The sequence below is a fragment of the Streptomyces niveiscabiei genome (assembly GCF_001419795.1).
Classification (GTDB): domain Bacteria; phylum Actinomycetota; class Actinomycetes; order Streptomycetales; family Streptomycetaceae; genus Streptomyces; species Streptomyces niveiscabiei.
On record NZ_LIRL01001131.1, the window covers coordinates 1 to 3,237 of the forward strand.

The following is a 3,237-nucleotide window of genomic DNA, read 5'->3' on the forward strand; positions in this document are numbered from 1 at the left end:
GCCGGGCCGCGCCGGTTCGCGCGAGCGGAGCCCGGCGTGAGCGGGGAGCGGCTGCGGGCGGCCCGGCTGCGGCCGTCGGACCTGCTGCGGCTGGGCGGGACGGGGCTGCGGACCAGGCCGCTGCGGGTCGTCCTGTCCGCGCTGGGGATCGCCATCGGTATCGCGGCGATGATCTCGGTCGTCGGGATCTCCTCGTCCGGGCGGGCGGAGGTGGACCGCAGGCTGGACCGGCTCGGCACCAACCTGCTGCGGGTCGCTCCGGGACAGGCCCTGGACGGCGGGCAGGCCCGGCTGCCGGCCGAGGCGGTGGCGATGATCCGCAGGATTCCGCCGGTACGGCAGGTGGCCGCGACGGGCGCGGTCGACTCGGCCCACGTGTACCGCACCGACCAGGTACCGGTCGGCCGTACGGGCAGCATCGCGGTCCTGGCCGCGCAGCCCGAGCTGCCGCGGGCCGTGGGCGCCCGGGTGGGTACGGGGGTGTGGCTGAACGCCGCGACGCAGCGCTACCCCGGGGTGGTGCTGGGCGCGCAGGCGGCGCGCACGCTGGACGTGCGGGTCCCGGGCACCCGGCTGTGGCTGGGGGGTACGTGGTTCTCGCTGGTGGGCGTGCTGGACCCGGTGCCGCTCGCGCCGGAACTGGACGCGGCGGCCCTGGTCGGCTGGCAGGCCGCGGTGACCTACCTCGGCTTCGGCGGCACCCCGTCCACGGTCTACGTCCGGACGCTGGACAGCCGGGTCGCGGACGTACGGCAGGTGCTGGCGGCGACGGCGAACCCGCCGGCGCCGGGCGAGGTGCGGATCTCGCGGCCCTCCGACGCGCTCGCGGCCCGGGAGGCCACCGACGAGGCGCTGTCGGGGCTGCTGCTGGGGCTGGGCGGGATCGCCCTGCTGGTCGGCGGGCTCGGGGTCGGCAACACGATGGTGATCGCGGTGCTGGAGCGGCGCACGGAGATCGGCCTGCGCCGGGCGCTGGGGGCGACCCGGGGGCAGATACGCGGGCAGTTCGTCACCGAGTCGCTCCTGCTGTCCGGGATCGGCGGGGCGGGCGGGGCCGCCCTGGGCGCCGCCGTCACCGGGGGGTACGCGCTGTGGCGCGACTGGCCGGTGCTGGTCCCCCTCTGGGCCACCGCCGCCGGGATCGGCGCGACCCTGGTCATCGGGGTGCTCGCCGGGCTGTACCCGGCGGTGCGGGCGAGCCGGATGGCCCCTACCGAGGCCCTGGCGACATAACCGGCCAGTTTTCCGTGAACACGCCATCCTTTACTGGAATTTGGCACTCCGGAAGCGGGAAACGGAAGCGGCGGAGAGAACAGCCGTTCACGGAGGTTCGCACGCCGCGCACCCGGCGAATATGAAACGGAATATGGAGCATATCATTCCCGGAGATCAATGGGCGGACCTGCCCGAAATCCTCTGTTGACGCACCGAACCAGATTGCGAATTATCTTCCCCAGATCCATTCGGATCGGTGCAGAACGCAAGGAGGGGCAATGCGATTCACGAGGAAGGCGGCTGCGGTGGGGCTGGCCGCCGCCGCGCTGCTGGGCGGCGCGAGCGTGCCGGCCGTCGCGGCGCCGGCGGCGTCCGGGGCGAGCGTCCTGGCGACCTGTCCGGACAACAACTGGTACATCGCGGACGGCAGGACCGGCTCGTCCACCACGAACGGCGTCAACATCCGCTCCGGTCCTTCCACCGGCTGCACGGCCCTGGGCCAGGCCCAGGCCAGCCACAACCTCAGGTACGACTGCTACAAGTACGACAGCGGCTACACCTGGACGCACGTGCTGGACCGCACCACGGGCATCTCGGGCTGGATCAGAGACGACCTGCTCACGGACGGCGGCGCGTACTACCTGTGCTGATCCGCCTGAGCACCGCCGGCTGACGGCGGCGCGGTTCCGTCCCCGGCCGAAGCGGCCGGGGACGGGCCCCTCCCGTCGAACGCGGGAAGATCCACCGTGAAAGTCGTCCCGACGCCGACCGTGCTCCGTACGGAGATATGCCCGTCGTGGTCCGTGACGATCTGCCGGGCGATGGAAAGGCCGAGTCCGCTGCCTCCCGTGTCCCGTCCCCGCGCCGCGTCCGCACGCCAGAACCGGTCGAAGAGATACGGCAGCTGCTCGGCGGGAATTCCTTTTCCGGTGTCACCGACCTGTATTTCGACGCGCGCTCCTTTTCTGGCCGAATTCAGGGTCACCGTGCCCCCGGACGAGGTGGCCCGCACCGCGTTGGTGATCAGGTTCCCCACGGCCTGCCGCAGCCGGCCCGGGTCCGCGAGCACCACGGTCGGCCCCTCGCCCTCCCCGGGCTCCACGACGATCCTCGACGACGCGTTCTCGGCGAGCGCCCGGTGCGCCGCGCGGCAGGTCTCCAGGACGTCCCGGACGTCGACGGCGGCCCGGTGGTAGGTGAGCGTGCCCGCCTCGGCCAGCGCCAGGTCCTGGAGGTCGTCCACGATCCGCTGCTGGAGCAGCACCTCCTCGTGCAGGGAGTCGAGCAGCGCGGGTTCCGGTTCCACGACGCCGTCGCGCAGCGCCTCCAGGTAGCCGCGCAGGTTGGCGAGCGGGGTGCGCAGTTCGTGCGCGATGTCGCCGACGAGCCGGCGCTGCCGTTCCTCGCTGGACTGGAGGGAGTCGGCCATCCGGTTGAAGGACCGGCCGAGTTCGGCGATCTCGTCCCGGCCGCCGCCGACCGGGACCCGGTGGCCCAGGTCCCCGCCGCCGAGCCCCCGTGACGCCTCGGTGAGCGCGCGCACCGGGCGCAGCACGGCCCGGCTCAGCAGGAGCACCGCCGCGATCGCCGCCGCCGCGACGCCGGCCGCTACGGCGACCGTGGGGCCGACGGCGAGGCTTCGGACCGAGGTCTGCGCGCCGAGGCCGACGCGCAGTTGTCCCGGGGCGATGTCGGCGGTGCGCCGGCGGAAGACCTGTTCCAGACAGGGGGCGAGTGCCGGGGCCGACCGCGCGCGGCAGCTCTCCGCCGCGTGCAGGTGCTGCTGGAACTCCGTACGGGAGCCGTGCTCGCGCTCGCAGGCCGTCGCCGGCTCGCCGGTGTGCACGGGGATGCCGTTGCGGTCCAGGCGGTAGGTCACGTCCACCCCTGACCGGGTGAGGCAGACGGCGTAGGCGGTGCCGGTGCGGTAGTCGTCGATGGCCGTCGCGGTGAACTTCACCAGGGACAGCGGCTGGGCGTCCGCCGCGAACCGCAGGGCGGGGCGGACGCCCAGCCGCTGTC

The 3,237-nt window shown here is 73.6% G+C and carries 3 protein-coding genes; 2 read left to right on the top strand and 1 reads right to left on the bottom strand.

The window, feature by feature from the left end; all coding sequences use genetic code 11:
- The first annotated feature begins 36 nt into the window (after positions 1-36).
- Together AOK24_RS40940 and AOK24_RS40945 are read left to right on the top strand one after the other, a co-directional pair.
- Positions 37-1,233, top strand: coding sequence for an ABC transporter permease (locus AOK24_RS40940; protein ID WP_063799613.1), 1,197 nt, complete (start codon positions 37-39; stop codon positions 1,231-1,233).
- A gap of 260 nt (positions 1,234-1,493) precedes the next feature.
- Positions 1,494-1,865, top strand: coding sequence for an SH3 domain-containing protein (locus AOK24_RS40945; protein ID WP_063799612.1), 372 nt, complete (start codon positions 1,494-1,496; stop codon positions 1,863-1,865).
- On the opposite strand, the gene AOK24_RS40950 is transcribed toward AOK24_RS40945, so the two are convergent.
- A partial coding sequence (locus AOK24_RS40950; RefSeq protein WP_055724982.1) for a sensor histidine kinase occupies positions 1,853-3,237 on the bottom strand: 1,385 nt, incomplete at its 5' end. The genes AOK24_RS40945 and AOK24_RS40950 overlap by 13 nt on opposite strands.

Coding starts and splice junctions, on each gene's coding strand:
- AOK24_RS40945 (WP_063799612.1), top strand. CDS start 1,494: ATGCGATTCACGAGGAAGGCGGCTGCGGTGGGGCTGGCCGCCGCCGCG.